This window comes from Pseudomonas sp. KBW05 (genome assembly GCF_003852405.1).
Classification (GTDB): domain Bacteria; phylum Pseudomonadota; class Gammaproteobacteria; order Pseudomonadales; family Pseudomonadaceae; genus Aquipseudomonas.
This window is the reverse complement of the sequence record NZ_QAJM01000014.1, coordinates 86,026-102,259: the sequence shown is the minus strand read 5'-3', so window position 1 is coordinate 102,259 and position 16,234 is coordinate 86,026. Positions and strand designations below refer to the sequence as shown.

Below are 16,234 nucleotides of genomic sequence, written 5' to 3'. Positions count from 1 at the left end.
AACACATCATGAGCCAAGCACTGCAACGCATCGATGAAGCCCGCGACGCCCTGATAAGCGCGTTGGCCGAGCGCAATTGGGATGCTGTCGGTGAGCTGGATCTGGGCTGCCGTGCGGTGATCGATGAGGTGCTCAGCGAGGCGCCGGTGGATGAGGATGCGCTGCGCGAGAAGCTGGAGAGTCTGCTGGCGGTGTATCAGCAGTTGCTGGAAGTGACCACTGGCGAAAGACAGGCGATTTTTGAAGAGATGTCGCAGATCAACCAAGCTAAAAATGCGTCAAAGGTTTACCATCTGTTCGGCTGAACGGGCTCAGTTAAACCGAATGCGCGTCATAAATTTGACTGCGCGTGATTTTTTGACTTAACTAGTGCTGTTTTCAGATTTCAGAGGGGTGTAAAGCAGAAAATGCTTACAGCCATCTAGATTGCCCAGACTTCAGGGCACTTGAGTTAACTAGGGAAGTTGCTATTGCATGTGGCGTGAAACCAAAATTCTGCTGATTGATGACGATAGCGTCCGCCGCCGCGATTTAGCGGTGATTTTGAATTTTCTTGGCGAAGAAAATCTGCCCTGCGGCAGCCATGATTGGCAGCAGGCGGTCAGCTCATTGTCATCGAGCCGTGAAGTCATTTGTGTGCTGATCGGGACGGTAAACGCTCCTGGCGCTGTTTTGGGCTTGTTAAAGACACTGTCTACCTGGGATGAGTTCCTTCCCGTGTTGCTGATGGGCGATATTTCTTCCGTCGAGCTGCCCGAAGACCAGCGCCGCCGCGTGCTGTCCACCCTGGAAATGCCGCCCAGCTACAGCAAATTGCTTGATTCCCTGCACCGCGCCCAGGTCTATCGCGAGATGTACGACCAGGCCCGCGAGCGCGGCCGCCACCGCGAACCCAACCTGTTCCGCAGCCTCGTCGGCACCAGTCGTGCGATCCAGCACGTGCGCCAGATGATGCAGCAAGTGGCCGATACCGACGCCAGCGTGCTGATCCTTGGCGAGTCGGGCACTGGCAAGGAAGTGGTTGCGCGCAACCTGCACTATCACTCCAAGCGCCGCGACGGGCCTTTTGTGCCGGTCAACTGCGGGGCGATCCCGGCAGAGCTGCTCGAAAGCGAATTGTTCGGCCACGAGAAGGGCGCCTTTACCGGGGCGATCACCAGCCGTGCCGGGCGTTTCGAGCTGGCCAACGGCGGCACCCTGTTCCTTGACGAAATCGGCGACATGCCGCTGCCGATGCAGGTCAAGCTGCTGCGTGTGTTGCAGGAACGTACCTTCGAGCGTGTGGGCAGCAACAAGACCCAGAGCGTCGATGTGCGCATCATCGCGGCCACCCACAAGAACCTCGAAAGCATGATCGAGGTGGGCAGCTTCCGCGAAGACCTGTACTACCGCCTCAACGTTTTCCCGATCGAGATGGCCCCGCTGCGTGAGCGCGTGGAGGACATCCCGCTGCTGATGAACGAACTGATCTCGCGCATGGAGCACGAAAAGCGCGGTTCGATCCGTTTCAATTCCGCCGCGATCATGTCCCTGTGCCGCCACGGCTGGCCTGGGAACGTGTGTGAACTGGCCAACCTGGTGGAGCGCATGGCGATCATGCACCCCTACGGTGTGATCGGCGTGGTCGAGCTGCCGAAAAAATTCCGTTACGTCGATGACGAAGACGAGCAGCTCAATGACATCCGCAGCGACATGGAAGAGCGTGTAGCGATCAACGGTCACACTCCGGACTTCGCTTCCACTGCCATGCTGCCGCCGGAAGGCCTCGACCTGAAGGACTATCTCGGCAACCTGGAACAAGGCCTGATCCAACAGGCCCTGGACGACGCCAACGGCATCGTCGCCCGCGCCGCCGAGCGCTTGCGTATCCGCCGCACCACCCTGGTGGAGAAGATGCGCAAGTACGGTATGAGCCGTCGAGATGGCGATGAACAGGCGGATGATTGACGCCTAAATCACAAACCGCTGATTAGTCAGCGGTTTTTTTTTAGGCACGGGTATTGCTACAACCCTCGCAACGTTCCGTTTAACTGACGGTCAGCCAAGCGAGAGAGCATGATGCCCCACGCCGCCCAACTATCTTCGACGCCTGACGCCGAGCAGCTCAGCCGCAATGGCCTGGAACAGGCCTTTTCGCTGTTCAATCAGATGTCCAGCCAACTGACAGACTCCTACAGCCTGCTGGAAGCCCGGGTTTCCGAGCTCAAGGGCGAGCTGGCCGTGGTCAGTGCCCAGCGCATGGAAGAGCTGGCCGAGAAAGAGCGCCTGGCCAACCGTCTGCAAAACCTGTTGTCGCTGTTGCCCGGTGGCGTGATCGTCATCGACGAAGATGGCCGTGTGCGCGAAGCCAACCCGGCGGCCTGCGACATGCTCGGCCTGCCGCTGGAAGGCGAGCTGTGGCGCCATGTCATCACCCGCTGCTTCGCGCCCCGTGAAGACGACGGCCATGAGATCTCCCTGAAAGACGGGCGCCGGCTGTCCATCGCCACGCGCTCGCTCGATGCCGAGCCCGGCCAGTTGGTGCTGCTCAATGACCTCACTGAAACCCGTCACCTGCAAGACCAGTTGGCGCGCCATGAGCGTTTGTCGTCGCTGGGCAGGATGGTCGCTTCTTTGGCGCATCAGATCCGTACGCCGCTGTCGGCGGCGCTGATCTACGCCAGTCATTTGACTGATGAGCAACTGCCGCCAGAAACCCAGCAACGTTTTGCTGGCAGGCTCAAGGAGCGCCTGCACGAGTTGGAGCACCAAGTGCGCGACATGCTGGTGTTCGCCCGCGGCGAATTGCCGCTGACCGACCGCGTCACCCCGGCCGACCTGATGCGCGCCCTGCAAGCCGCCGCAAGCACTCATATCGAGGGTGCCGAAGTGCGCTGGCAATGCGACAGCCACCTCGGCGAGTTGCTGTGCAATCGCGACACCCTGGTCGGCGCCTTGCTCAACCTGATCGAAAACGCCACCCAGGCCAGCACCCCCGGCGCGCGCCTGAAAATTCACCTGTACAGCCGCGCGCAAACCCTGCGCCTGTGCATCAGTGACAGTGGTAGCGGCATTGATCCGCAGGTGCTGCAGCGCCTCGGCGAACCCTTTTTCACCACCAAGACCAACGGAACGGGCCTTGGCCTGACCGTGGTCAAGGCCGTGGCACGTGCACATCAGGGAGAATTGCAGCTGCGTTCCCGGTTGGGGCGTGGCACCTGTGCATTGATGACCTTGCCGCTGTTTTCAGGCGCGGCAAGCGCGGAGTAAGCGAACATGGCAATCAAGGTTTTATTGGTAGAAGACGATCGCGCCCTGCGTGAGGCATTGGCTGACACGCTGCTGTTGGCGGGCCATGACTATCGGGCGGTCGGTTCGGCCGAGGAAGCCTTGGACGCGGTGGAGCAGGAGCCCTTCAGCCTGGTGGTCAGCGACGTCAACATGCCCGGCATGGACGGCCACCAGTTGCTCGGCCTGCTGCGCGCACGCCAGCCGCAACTGCCGGTGCTGCTGATGACCGCTCATGGCGCCGTGGAGCGCGCGGTAGACGCCATGCGCCAAGGCGCGGCGGATTACCTGGTCAAGCCCTTCGAGCCCAAAGCCTTGATCGAACTGGTGGCCCGTCATGCCCTCGGCGTACTGCCGGCCAGCGATGGCGAAGGTCCGATTGCCTTCGAGCCGGCCAGCGCGCAATTGCTGGAACTGGCCGCCCGTGTGGCGCGCAGCGATTCCACGGTGTTGATCTCCGGCGAGTCCGGCACCGGCAAGGAGGTGCTGGCGCGCTACATCCACCAGCAGTCCAGCCGCGCCAGCCAGCCGTTTGTCGCGATCAACTGCGCGGCAATCCCCGATAACATGCTTGAAGCCACCCTGTTCGGCCATGAGAAGGGCTCGTTCACCGGCGCCATCGCGGCCCAGGCGGGCAAGTTCGAACAGGCCGACGGCGGTACGATCCTGCTCGATGAAATTTCCGAGATGCCCCTGGGCCTGCAAGCCAAGTTGCTGCGGGTGTTGCAGGAGCGCGAAGTGGAGCGGGTCGGCGCGCGAAAGCCGATTCAGCTGGATATCCGCGTGGTCGCTACCACCAACCGCGACCTCGCCGGTGAAGTGGCGGCGGGGCGCTTCCGTGAGGATCTGTTCTACCGCCTCTCGGTGTTCCCCCTGGCGTGGCGCCCGCTGCGTGAGCGCCCGGCCGACATCATCCCGCTGGCCGAGCGCCTGCTGAACAACCACGTCAAAAAAATGAAGCATGCCCAGGCGCGCCTGTCGGCCGAAGCCCAGGCGTGCCTGATCGCCTATCCATGGCCCGGCAACGTGCGTGAATTGGACAATGCGATCCAGCGCGCCCTGATCCTGCAACAGGGCGGCCTGATCCAGCCCCAGGATTTCTGCCTGGCCATGGGCAGCGGTGCGGCGCCATTGCCGAGCCTGGCCCCCGCGCCGGTGCTGGCCGAAGCCGAATCTGCCGGCGCCCTGGGCGACGACCTGCGCCGCCGCGAATTCCAGATGATCATCGACACCCTGCGCGCCGAGCGCGGCCGCCGCAAAGAGGCCGCCGAGCGCCTGGGCATCAGCCCACGCACCCTGCGCTACAAGCTGGCGCAGATGCGTGATGCGGGGATGGATGTGGAAGCGTATCTGTTTGCTACCTAGCTGGTACCAAGGCCGACAAGGTTTGTCGCCTTTTCTTACGAATCGATACAGAGCTGGCACCCTTGTTGCTACTTCCCCTAGTAATTGCGGCGTAGTGTCAAAAATTTGCGGGTTGTCGGAGAGAGAAGGTCATGAGCCAGGGTATTGAGTTCAATCGGTTGATGTTGGATATGCGCTCCATGCAAATGGATGCCATGGCTCAACCGAAATCCGTCGCGCAAGCGCCGGAATTGGGCCAAAGCAGCTTCGCCGACATGCTCGGCCAGGCGATCAATAAAGTCAGTGACACCCAGCAAGCCTCCAGCCAGTTGGCCACCGCGTTCGAAATCGGCAAAAGCGGCGTGGACCTCACCGATGTGATGGTCGCTTCGCAAAAAGCCAGTGTGTCGTTCCAGGCGTTGACCCAGGTGCGTAACAAGTTGGTTCAAGCCTATCAAGACATCATGCAGATGCCGGTTTAAGGACGAGATTTAAGTCATGGCAGAAGCAGTCTCCGACAACGTACCCGCCAAGGCAGACGGCAAGCCGCCGCTGTTTGGCCTGTCGTTCCTGGAAAACCTCTCGGAAATGACCATGTTGCGTCAGGTGGGCCTGATGGTCGGCCTGGCTGCCAGCGTGGCGATTGGTTTTGCCGTGGTGTTGTGGTCGCAACAACCTGATTACCGGCCGTTGTACGGCAGCCTGGCGGGCATGGATTCCAAGCAGATCATGGAAACCCTAGCCGCCGCCGACATCGCCTACACCGTCGAGCCCAACTCCGGCGCCTTGCTGGTCAAGGCCGACGACGTGGCCCGTGCGCGGATGAAACTCGCCGCCGCCGGCGTCACGCCGTCCGACGCCAATATCGGTTTTGAAATCCTCGACAAAGACCAGGGCCTGGGGACTTCCCAGTTCATGGAAGCCACCCGCTACCGTCGTGGCCTGGAAGGCGAGTTGGCCCGCACCATCTCCAGCCTGAACAACGTCAAGGGCGCCCGCGTGCACTTGGCCATCCCGAAAAGCTCGGTGTTTGTGCGCGATGAGCGCAAGCCCAGCGCCTCGGTGCTGGTGGAGCTGTTCTCCGGCCGCTCCCTGGAGCCTGGCCAGGTGCTGGCGATCATCAACCTGGTGGCCACCAGCGTTCCAGAGTTGAGCAAGTCGCAGATCACCGTGGTCGACCAGAAGGGCAACCTGCTGTCGGACATGGCCGAGAACTCCGCGCTGACCCAGGCCGGCAAGCAGTTCGACTACAGCCGTCGCATGGAAAGCATGCTCACCCAGCGCGTGCACAACATCCTGCAACCGGTGCTCGGCAACGACCGCTACAAGGCTGAAGTGTCGGCCGATGTGGACTTCAGCGCCGTCGAGTCGACCTCCGAACAATTCAACCCGGACCAGCCCGCGCTGCGCAGCGAGCAGTCCACCAGCGAACAACGCACCGCCAGCAGTGGCCCGCAAGGTGTGCCGGGTGCCCTGAGCAACCAGCCGCCTGCGCCAGCCTCGGCCCCGCAAACCACCGGTGGCGCCGCAGCCACTGCGGGCGCCATCGCCCCGGGCCAACCGCTGCTGGACGCCAACGGCCAGCAGATCATGGACCCGGCCACCGGCCAGCCGATGCTCGCCCCGTACCCGGCGGACAAACGTAACCAGTCCACCAAGAACTTCGAACTCGACCGTTCCATCAGCCACACCAAGCAGCAACAGGGCCGCGTCAATCGCCTGTCGGTGTCGGTGGTGGTCGATGACCAGGTCAAGGTCAACGCGGCGGACGGCACCATTACCCGTGCCCCATGGGGCGCCGATGAATTGGCGCGCTTCACCCGCCTGGTGCAGGATGCGGTCGGTTTCGACGCGAGCCGTGGCGACAGCGTCAGCGTGATCAACATGCCGTTCTCCGCCGAGCGTGGCGAAGTGATCGCCGAAGCGGCGTTCTACACGCAGCCGTGGTTCTGGGACATCGTCAAGCAAGTGCTGGGTGTGTTGTTCATCCTGGTGCTGGTGTTTGGCGTGCTGCGCCCGGTGCTCAACAACATCACCGGCAACGGCAGCAAGAAACAACTGGCAGCCTTTGGTGGCAGCGACGTCGAGTTGGGTGGCATGGGCGGCCTGGACGGTGAACTGGCCAACGACCGCGTCAGCCTCGGCGGCCCGCAAAGCATCCTGTTGCCAAGCCCGAGCGAAGGTTACGACGCTCAGTTGAATGCAATCAAAAGTCTGGTGGCAGAAGACCCGGGTCGTGTGGCCCAGGTCGTGAAAGAGTGGATCAACGCAGATGAGTGATAATCGAGCCGCTGTTGCCAAGCTCACCAAGGTCGACAAAGCGGCGGTTTTGCTGCTGTCCCTCGGTGAGACCGACGCCGCCCAAGTGCTGCGTCACATGGGCCCCAAAGAGGTTCAGCGCGTCGGCGTGGCCATGGCGCAAATGCGCAATGTGCACCGCGAGCAAGTCGAGCAGGTGATGAGCGAGTTCGTCGAGATCGTCGGCGACCAGACCAGCCTGGGCGTCGGCTCCGACAGCTACATCCGCAAGATGCTCACCTCGGCCCTGGGCGAAGACAAGGCCAACGGCCTGATCGACCGCATTCTGCTGGGCGGCAACACCAGTGGCCTCGACAGCCTCAAGTGGATGGAACCGCGCGCGGTTGCCGACGTCATCCGCTTCGAACACCCGCAGATCCAGGCCATCGTCGTCGCGTACCTCGACCCGGACCAGGCCGGTGAAGTGCTTGGCCACTTCGACCATAAAGTGCGGCTGGACATCATCCTGCGCGTGTCGTCGCTGAACACCGTGCAACCGGCGGCGCTGAAAGAACTCAACACGATCCTGGAGAAGCAGTTCTCCGGTAACTCCAACGCCGCGCGCACCACCTTGGGTGGTATCAAGCGTGCCGCCGACATCATGAACTTCCTCGACAGCTCGGTCGAAGGCCAGTTGATGGACTCGATCCGCGAGATCGACGACACCCTGTCCGGCCAGATCGAAGACCTCATGTTCGTGTTCAACAACCTCTCCGATGTCGACGACCGTGGCATCCAGGCGTTGCTGCGCGAAGTGTCCTCCGACGTGCTGGTGCTGGCCCTCAAGGGCTCGGACGAAGGCGTCAAGGAGAAGATCTTCAAGAACATGTCCAAGCGTGCGTCCGAACTGTTGCGCGACGACCTCGAAGCCAAGGGCCCGGTGCGCGTCAGCGACGTGGAAACGGCGCAGAAAGAAATCCTCACCATTGCCCGCCGTATGGCCGAAGCCGGAGAAATCGTTCTCGGCGGGAAGGGCGGCGAAGAAATGATCTAAGGCGCGCCCCATGTCGAACAAAGATGAGACGCCCAGCGATCTGATTCGCGCGCGGGATGTCGGCGGGTTCGACATCTGGTCGTTGCCCAGCTTCGACCCGCATGTGCCGGAGCCCGAGCCTGAGCCGGAACCCGAATTGCCGGTGGAAATGGAAGAAGTGCCGCTGGACGAAGTCCAGCCACTGACCCTCGAAGAGTTGGAAAGCATCCGCCAGGAGGCCTACAACGAAGGCTTCGCCGCCGGGGAAAAAGACGGCTTTCGCAGCTCCACCCTCAAGGTCCGCCAGGAAGCCGAGGCCGCCCTGAGCGTCAAGCTGGGCAGCCTGGAACGCTTGATGCGCAGCCTGTTCGACCCGATTGCCGAGCAGGACGCGCAGCTGGAAAAATCCATGGTCGGCCTGGTGGAGCACATCGCCCGCCAGGTGATCCAGCGCGAACTGGTGCTCGACTCCAGCCATATCGAAAGCGTCATGCGTGAAGCCCTCAAGCTGCTGCCCCTGGGCGTTGGCAATGTGCGCTTGTATATCAACCCGCAGGATTTCGAACAGGTCAAAGCCCTGCGCGAGCGCCATGAAGAAACCTGGCGAATTGTCGAAGACGCGTCGTTGCAGCCCGGTGGTTGCCGCGTCGAGACCGAACACAGTCGCATCGATGCCACGGTGGAAACCCGCATCAGCCAGATCATGGCCAAGCTGCTGGACCAGGCCCACGAGCAGGTGCTGAACCCGGCCGAGCCGGATTTGAGCGTCGACCTGGACGCCCCTGATGCGCCTTGATCGCACCAGCTTCGCCAAGCGCCTGAGCGGTTACGTCGAGGCCACGGAGTTGCCCGGCCAGCCGATCCTCGAAGGGCGCCTGTTGCGCATGGTCGGCCTGACCCTCGAAGCCGAAGGCCTGCGCGCCGCCATGGGCAGCCGTTGCCTGGTAATCAACGACGACAGCTACCACCCGGTGCAGGTCGAAGCCGAAGTGATGGGCTTTTCCGGCAGCAAGATTTTCCTGATGCCCGTCGGCAGCCTGGCGGGCATCGCCCCCGGCGCCCGCGTGGTGCCCCTGGCCGACACCGGCCGCCTGCCCATGGGCATGAGCATGCTCGGCCGCGTGCTCGACGGCGCCGGCCGTGCGCTGGACGGCAAGGGCGGCATGAAAGCCGAAGACTGGGTGCCGATGGACGGCCCCACGATCAACCCGCTCAAGCGCAACCCCATCAGCCAGCCGCTGGACGTGGGCATCCGCAGCATCAACGGTTTGTTGACGGTCGGGCGCGGCCAGCGTCTGGGCCTGTTTGCCGGTACCGGCGTGGGTAAGTCGGTGCTGCTGGGCATGATGACCCGCTTTACCGAGGCCGACATCATCGTGGTCGGGCTGATCGGCGAACGGGGCCGTGAGGTGAAGGAATTCATCGAGCACAGCCTGGGCGAAGAGGGGCTCAAGCGTTCGGTCGTGGTCGCCTCGCCGGCGGATGATGCGCCGCTGATGCGCCTGCGCGCCGCCATGTACTGCACGCGCATCGCCGAATATTTTCGCGACAAGGGCAAGAACGTCCTGTTGCTGATGGACTCGCTCACTCGTTTCGCCCAGGCCCAGCGGGAAATCGCCTTGGCCATCGGCGAGCCGCCCGCGACCAAGGGGTATCCGCCGTCGGTGTTCGCCAAGCTGCCCAAGCTGGTGGAACGCGCCGGTAACGCTGAGGCGGGGGGTGGCTCGATCACCGCGTTCTACACCGTGCTGTCCGAAGGCGATGACCAGCAAGACCCGATTGCCGACTCGGCGCGGGGCGTGCTCGACGGCCACATCGTGCTGTCGCGGCGTTTGGCGGAGGAGGGGCACTACCCGGCCATCGACATCGAAGCGTCCATCAGCCGGGTGATGCCCTCGGTGGTCACGCCGACGCACATGGCGCGGGCGCAGCAGTTCAAGCAGCTGTGGTCGCGCTACCAGCAGAGCCGCGACTTGATCAGCGTCGGCGCCTATGTGGCCGGTGGCGACCGCGACACCGACCTGGCGATTGCCTTGCAGCCGCAACTGGTGACCTACCTGCGCCAGGGACTCAACGACAAGATCAGCATGGCCGAGAGTGAGTCGCACCTGAACTCGATCTTCGCCCCGGCTCCGGGCGGCTAAGCCATGGCCAGTTCCCGTTCTTCACGCCTGGCCCCAGTGGTGGACATGGCCGAAAAGGCCGAAAAAACCGCGGTGCAGCGCCTGGGGTATTTCCAGGGCCAGGTACGCCTGGCAGAAAGCAAGCTCGGCGACCTGGAGCGCTTTCGCGGCGAATACCAGCAACAGTGGATCGAACGCGGCACCAAGGGCGTGTCGGGCCAATGGTTGATGGGCTACCAGGGCTTTCTCAACCAACTGGAAACGGCCGTCGACCAGCAGCGGCAAAGCCTGCTCTGGCACCAGAACAACTTCGAAAAGGCCCGCGACAGCTGGCAACAGGCGTACGCCCGGGTCGAGGGCTTGCGCAAGCTGGTGCAGCGCTATATCGACGAAGCGCGGGCGCTGGAAGACAAGCGTGAGCAGAAGCTGCTGGATGAGCTATCACAGCGTCTTCCGCGCCAATCCCAATACTAACTGCCACCACTGGACCACTGTGGGAGCGGGCTTGCTCGCGAATGCGGTGGTTCAGTGACAGATGCATTGACTGACACACCGCATTCGCGAGCAAGCCCGCTCCCACACAAGCCACACATTTGATCCTCTGTGTTGCTGCTGTGGCGTTCAGCTGCTAAACCTTTGTCTACCGCAATGACAAGGAAGCAGTCACATGTCAGTCGAGTCAGAAGTATCCCTGGACGGGAAGAAGTTGACGATCGCCATCAAGGGCCGGTTCGATTTCGGCAGCCACCAGACGTTTCGCGAATCCTATGAGCGCTTCTACAAGGTGCCGGAGTTGTACGTGGTCGACCTGAAAGACACCACCTACATGGACAGCTCGGCCCTGGGCATGCTTCTGCTGTTGCGGGATCACGCCGGCGGTGACGACGCGGACGTGCAGGTAGTCAACAGCAATTCCGATGTGCGCAAGATCCTCGCCATCTCCAACTTCGACAAACTGTTCGACATCAGTTGAGCGGCCTGGCCCCCGTGCTTGAGCCGTTGACGGTGCTGATCGCCGAAGACAGCGCCACCGACCTGCTGTTGTTGTCCACCATCGTGCGGCGCCAGGGCCATCAGGTGCTCACCGCCAGCAATGGCTTGGACGCGGTGCAAGTGTTTGCCCGTGAGCGCCCGCAGTTGGTGTTGATGGACGCGCTGATGCCGGTGATGGATGGTTTTGAAGCGGCACGCCAGATCAAGCAATTGGCCGGCGAAACCTTGGTGCCGGTGATTTTCCTCACCTCCCTGCGTGAGAGTTCGGCCCTGGCCCAGTGCCTGGATGCCGGCGGCGATGACTTCATGGCCAAGCCCTACAACCCGCTGATCCTGGCGGCGAAGATCAACGCCATGGATCGCCTGCGCCGCTTGCAGGCCACGGTGTTGCAACAGCGCGACCTGATCGCCCGGCACCACGACTACCTGCTGCATGAGCAACGGGTGGCCAAGGCGGTGTTCGACAAGGTGGCGCATTCGGGCTGCATCAACGCCGCGCCGAATATCCGTTACCTGCAATCGCCCTATGCGCTGTTCAACGGCGACCTGTTGCTGGCGGCCTATACGCCGTCGGGCGATATGCACGTGTTGCTCGGCGACTTCACCGGCCACGGCTTGCCGGCAGCGGTGGGCGCCATGCCCCTGGCGGAAGTGTTCTACGGCATGACCGCCAAGGGCTACGGCCTGGCGCAGATCCTGCGGGAGATGAACGTCAAGCTCAAACGTATCCTGCCGGTAGACATGTTCTGCTGCGCCACCCTGTTGTGCCTGAGCACCCAGCGGCGCGTGGTGGAAGTGTGGAACGGCGGCATGCCCGAAGGCTATGTGCATGAAGTCGCCAGCGGCAAGCGCACGGCGTTGGTGTCGCGGCATTTGCCGTTGGGGGTGTTGTCGGCCGAGGCCTTCGATGACCGCACCGAGGTGTGGCCGATGGCCCTCGGTGACCGGGTGTTTTTGCTCTCCGATGGCGTGCTCGACACGGCTGACAGCAATGACCAGCTGTTTGGCGTCGAGCGTTTGCATCAGGTATTTGCCGCCAACCGCGAGCCCGACCGCTTGTTTGCCGAGATCGAGCAAGCCCTCGCCGGGTTTCGCGGTGAGGCCCGAGATGACGTGAGCATGGTGGAAATCACCCTGCAAGCCGGGCAATCCCTGCGCGCGACCGGGCCGCTGTATACCGACAGCAACCAGTCGTGCCCGCTGGATTGGTCGGTGAGTTTCGAGTTCCGCGCCGAGACCCTCAAGCGCTACAACCCGTTGCCGTACTTGTTGCAACTGTTGCTGGAAATCCACGGCCTGCGCGAGCGCAGCGGGGCGTTGTACAGCGTGATGGCCGAGCTGTATTCCAATGCCCTGGAGCACGGGGTGCTGGGCCTGGACTCGCGGCTCAAGCGGGATGTGCACGGCTTTGCCGATTACTATCGCCAGCGCAACGAGCGGTTGGCGCAGTTGAGCAGCGGCTATGTGCGGGTGCATGTGCAGGTGGTGCCGACGGCGACGGGCGGGCAACTGTCGTTGCGCATCGAAGACAGCGGCGCCGGCTTTGACGTGGAACAGGTGCTGGCGCGGCCGCTGGAGGTTGATCGCTTGTCGGGCCGGGGGCTGAACCTGGTACGTCAATTGAGCGGTGACGTGCACTGGTCCGATGGCGGGCGTAGCGTCTGCGTGGAGTTTTCGTGGCAGGCTCAGGCATAATCCGCCGATTCTTGATCAAGGAGCGAACAAGTGGCTGAGATTCATCTGGACCCGGACGTGTTATCGGGTTTGCAGGAAGTGATGGAAGGTGAGTATCCGCGCTTACTGGATACCTTCCTCGACGATTCGCAAAAGCGCGTCGAAGCGCTGCGCAAGGCGCGGGACGACGCCAAGGCGCTCGGGCGCATCGCCCACAGCTTCAAGGGCAGCAGCGGCAACCTTGGTGCGGTGCGCTTGGCGCAGTTGTGCCAGCGGCTGGAGGCGGAGTCGGCGCAAGCGCCTGGCAGTGACCTGGGTGAATTGGTGGATCAGATCGATCATGAATTTGCGCTGGTGCGGCCGCTGTACGAGTCGGAGCGCCAGCGCTTCCAGCTCTGACCTGTGGGAGCTGGCCGGCTCCCACAGAAAAGCCAGCTCCCACATTTCTAGCCTCACTCGGCAACCTGGCCCGACTCTTGCTCTGTCTCCCGGTACTGCATCCCCGACCCCATGCAGTGGAGACCTTTACCTATGCCAGTCGCCCCTAATTCACTCCTCCAGGCTGCCCCTGCGGCCAAGCCGCAAGCGCCCGCTGCCAACCCCCCGGCAGCGGCCGTGGAGCCGCGTGACAAGGGCGCCGGCTTTGCCCAGGTGTTCGCCAGCCAGGGGTCAAAACCGGTGGCAAAGGCCGACGACGCGCCGTCAAAAACCACACGGGACAAACCTGCTGACGCCAATGCCAAGCAGGTGGACAGCAACGACAAACCTGCCGCCAGCAAGCCGGCGGTTGCCGATAGCGGCAATCCTTTGCCTGCCAAGGCGCCCGCCAAGTCCGACGACAGCGCCAGCACGGATGACGCCAAACCTGTCGACCCGACGTTGGCGCAGCAACCTCCGGCTGACCCGGTCGTCGACCCGGCCTTGGTCGCTGTGGTCGCGCCGGCTGTAGTCGTGCCGGTGGTGACTGTTACTGACGACAGCAAGCCTGCGCCCGTGGCCGCCGCGCCGCTGGCAGTGACCGATGAGGTCAAGCAACCAGCCTTCGATCCCGAAGCCGATCCCCTGGATTCCATGCCGGCCGTGCGCCTGGCAATGGAGCAGGGCGGCCACGTCTCCGCCAGCAGCCAGACGCCGCAGAAACCTGCGCCGAACCTGGACCAGCCCACCGCCGCGCAGAATTTCACGGCTGGTCTGGCCAATATGGTCGACCAGCAAGCCGCCAAGGACAGCACTGACCAAGGTGGCGACAAGGCCTTCAGCGGGCTGATCGAGGACGGTCTCAAGGATTTGAAAGGCGCCAGCAGCGACACCCGTGTCGATGACTTCGCCAACCGCCTGGCCGCATTGACCCAGGCCGCCACGCCAAAAACCGCGAATGCCTTGCCGCCGGCCACCAACACGCCGTTGGCCATGCATCAGAGCGGCTGGACCGAAGAAGTGGTCAACCGCGTGATGTACCTGTCCAGCGCCAACCTCAAGTCGGCAGAGATCCAGTTGCAGCCAGCGGAATTGGGGCGCCTGGATATCAAAGTCAATATGACGGCGGACCAGCAGGCCCAGGTCAGCTTCATGAGCGGCCATGCCGTGGTGCGTGAAGCGCTGGAGAGCCAGTCCGGGCGCCTGCGTGAGATGTTTGCCCAACAGGGCATGGGGCAGGTGGATGTGAACGTGTCCGATCAGTCCCGTGGCCAGGAGCAGCAACAGCAACAGAGCCAGGCGCGTGGGGTGGGCGGTATCGGGGGGCGTGGGGGTGATAACGACAGCGGTGCCCATGCTGAGATCGCCGAAGTGGTCGCGCCGGTGACCTCCACCGTGATCGGCTCCAGCGCCGTCGACTACTACGCCTGACCTGAGCCTTGTGAAGATCAAAATGTGGGAGCGGGCTTGCTCGCGAATGCGGTGTATCAGTCAATACAACTGTCACTGATACACCGCATTCGCGAGCAAGCCCGCTCCCACATTTGATTGGTGGTGTCGGCCCTACCCAATTACCAGACAACTCTGGCATAACACTTGCTCTTGCCTTTCCGTAGATCTATGAATCCCCGAATAGTGACGGATTATTGGCATGGCGAAGAGCGACGACGCAGCAAAAGCACCCGCAGGCAAAGGCAAGCTCAAGCTTATCCTGTTGATTGTCGTGGGCCTGATCCTGGCGATCGGCGCCTCCGTGGGTGGCACCTGGTACATCATGCACAGCAGTGCAAGCAAACCGGCACCGGCTGCCGAAACCGCCAGTAACGTCAAGCAACCGGCAATCTTCGAGCCGATGCTGCCGGCCTTTGTCGCCAACTTCAACCAGAACGGCCGTCAACGCTACCTGCAAGTCAGCATGACCTTGCTGGCGCGCAACCAGGCCGATCTGGATGCCCTCAAAGTGCATATGCCGGTGATCCGCAACAACCTGGTGATGCTGTTCTCCGCCCAAAGCTTCGATGCCCTGGCCACCCCGATCGGCCAGGAAATGCTGCGCCAGAAAGTCACGGCCAGCGTGCAGGAAGTGTCCCAGAAAGAGCTCGGCAAAGTCGCAATCGAGCAAGTGCTCTTTACCAATTACGTACTGCAGTAGGATCACGACATGGCCGTGCAAGACCTGCTGTCCCAGGATGAAATCGACGCGCTGCTCCACGGTGTCGACGATGGTCTGGTGCAGACCGAAATGGCTGCCGAACCCGGCAGCGTCAAAAGTTATGACCTGACCAGCCAGGATCGCATCGTCCGTGGGCGCATGCCGACCCTGGAGATGATCAACGAACGTTTCGCCCGCTACACGCGCATCAGCATGTTCAACATGCTGCGCCGTTCGGCGGACGTGGCGGTGGGCGGTGTGCAGGTGATGAAGTTCGGTGAATACGTGCACTCGCTGTACGTGCCCACCAGCCTCAACCTGGTCAAGATCAAGCCGCTGCGCGGTACGGCGCTGTTCATCCTTGACGCCAAGCTGGTGTTCAAGCTGGTGGACAACTTCTTCGGCGGCGACGGCCGTCACGCCAAGATCGAAGGCCGTGAGTTCACCCCCACCGAGCTGCGCGTGGTGCGCATGGTGCTGGAGCAAGCCTTCATCGACTTGAAGGAAGCCTGGCAGGCGATCATGGAAGTCAATTTCGAGTACATCAACTCGGAAGTGAACCCGGCCATGGCCAACATCGTCGGCCCCAGCGAAGCCATTGTGGTGTCCACCTTCCACATCGAACTCGATGGCGGTGGCGGCGACCTGCACGTGACCATGCCGTACTCGATGATCGAGCCGGTGCGCGAAATGCTCGACGCCGGTTTCCAGTCCGACCTTGACGACCAGGACGAACGCTGGGTCAAGGCCCTGCGCGAAGACTTGCTGGATGTGGACGTGCCGCTGAGCGCCACCGTGGCCCGCCGCCAACTGCGCCTGCGGGACATTCTGCACATGCAGCCGGGCGACGTGATCCCCGTGGAATTGCCGGAAGAAATGATCATGCGCGCCAACGGCGTGCCGTCGTTCAAGGTCAAGCTCGGTTCCCACAAGGGCAACCTGGCGTTGCAAGTGATCGAACCGATCAACCGCCGCTGATCAACTTTAATTTTT

General features: G+C 62.4%; 16 protein-coding genes. All 16 read left to right on the top strand.

Annotated features, from left to right (window positions below; all coding sequences use genetic code 11):
* Positions 1–8: 8 nt before the first annotated feature.
* Complete coding sequence (fliT, locus tag DBR46_RS13030) at positions 9–305, top strand: flagellar protein FliT (RefSeq protein WP_124526522.1); 297 nt, start codon at positions 9–11, stop codon at positions 303–305.
* Positions 306–474: 169 nt separating this feature from the next.
* Complete coding sequence (locus DBR46_RS13025; RefSeq protein WP_124526521.1) at positions 475–1,947, top strand: sigma-54 dependent transcriptional regulator; 1,473 nt, start codon at positions 475–477, stop codon at positions 1,945–1,947.
* A 111-nt stretch (positions 1,948–2,058) separates the two neighbouring features.
* On the top strand, positions 2,059–3,249 hold the full coding sequence (locus DBR46_RS13020; RefSeq protein WP_124526723.1) for a PAS domain-containing sensor histidine kinase: 1,191 nt from the start codon (positions 2,059–2,061) through the stop codon (positions 3,247–3,249).
* A gap of 6 nt (positions 3,250–3,255) precedes the next feature.
* Positions 3,256–4,632 (top strand): sigma-54 dependent transcriptional regulator, encoded by a 1,377-nt coding sequence (locus DBR46_RS13015; RefSeq protein ID WP_124526520.1) that lies wholly within the window; start codon positions 3,256–3,258, stop codon positions 4,630–4,632.
* Positions 4,633–4,763: 131 nt separating this feature from the next.
* Complete coding sequence (gene fliE / locus DBR46_RS13010; RefSeq protein WP_017735206.1) at positions 4,764–5,093, top strand: flagellar hook-basal body complex protein FliE; 330 nt, start codon at positions 4,764–4,766, stop codon at positions 5,091–5,093.
* Positions 5,094–5,109: 16 nt separating this feature from the next.
* Entirely contained in the window at positions 5,110–6,891 is a 1,782-nt protein-coding gene (gene fliF, locus DBR46_RS13005; protein ID WP_124526519.1) for a flagellar basal-body MS-ring/collar protein FliF, read from the top strand.
* Positions 6,884–7,903 carry a flagellar motor switch protein FliG gene (gene fliG, locus DBR46_RS13000; RefSeq protein ID WP_017735208.1) on the top strand — a complete coding sequence of 340 codons (1,020 nt, stop codon included), beginning with the start codon at positions 6,884–6,886 and terminating at the stop codon, positions 7,901–7,903. Before fliF ends, fliG begins: the two co-directional genes overlap by 8 nt.
* Positions 7,904–7,913: 10 nt before the next feature.
* Positions 7,914–8,678 (top strand): flagellar assembly protein FliH, encoded by a 765-nt coding sequence (gene fliH, locus DBR46_RS12995; protein WP_124526518.1) that lies wholly within the window; start codon positions 7,914–7,916, stop codon positions 8,676–8,678.
* Positions 8,668–10,026: a flagellar protein export ATPase FliI gene (gene fliI / locus DBR46_RS12990; RefSeq protein ID WP_124526517.1), complete on the top strand. Its 1,359-nt coding sequence runs from the start codon at positions 8,668–8,670 to the stop codon at positions 10,024–10,026. The genes fliH and fliI overlap by 11 nt, the downstream gene beginning before the upstream one ends.
* A 3-nt stretch (positions 10,027–10,029) precedes the next feature.
* Positions 10,030–10,479 (top strand): flagellar export protein FliJ, encoded by a 450-nt coding sequence (fliJ, locus tag DBR46_RS12985; protein ID WP_124526516.1) that lies wholly within the window; start codon positions 10,030–10,032, stop codon positions 10,477–10,479.
* A 193-nt stretch (positions 10,480–10,672) separates the two neighbouring features.
* Complete coding sequence (locus tag DBR46_RS12980) at positions 10,673–10,978, top strand: STAS domain-containing protein (RefSeq protein WP_124526515.1); 306 nt, start codon at positions 10,673–10,675, stop codon at positions 10,976–10,978.
* On the top strand, positions 10,975–12,693 hold the full coding sequence (locus DBR46_RS12975; RefSeq protein WP_124526514.1) for a fused response regulator/phosphatase: 1,719 nt from the start codon (positions 10,975–10,977) through the stop codon (positions 12,691–12,693). Before DBR46_RS12980 ends, DBR46_RS12975 begins: the two co-directional genes overlap by 4 nt.
* A gap of 30 nt (positions 12,694–12,723) precedes the next feature.
* Positions 12,724–13,071 carry an Hpt domain-containing protein gene (locus DBR46_RS12970; RefSeq protein ID WP_017735214.1) on the top strand — a complete coding sequence of 116 codons (348 nt, stop codon included), beginning with the start codon at positions 12,724–12,726 and terminating at the stop codon, positions 13,069–13,071.
* A gap of 132 nt (positions 13,072–13,203) precedes the next feature.
* Positions 13,204–14,520, top strand: coding sequence for a flagellar hook-length control protein FliK (locus tag DBR46_RS12965; RefSeq protein WP_124526513.1), 1,317 nt, complete (start codon positions 13,204–13,206; stop codon positions 14,518–14,520).
* Positions 14,521–14,740: 220 nt separating this feature from the next.
* Entirely contained in the window at positions 14,741–15,241 is a 501-nt protein-coding gene (fliL, locus tag DBR46_RS12960) for a flagellar basal body-associated protein FliL (RefSeq protein WP_124526512.1), read from the top strand.
* A gap of 9 nt (positions 15,242–15,250) precedes the next feature.
* On the top strand, positions 15,251–16,219 hold the full coding sequence (fliM, locus tag DBR46_RS12955) for a flagellar motor switch protein FliM (RefSeq protein WP_017735217.1): 969 nt from the start codon (positions 15,251–15,253) through the stop codon (positions 16,217–16,219).
* Positions 16,220–16,234 lie beyond the last annotated feature (15 nt).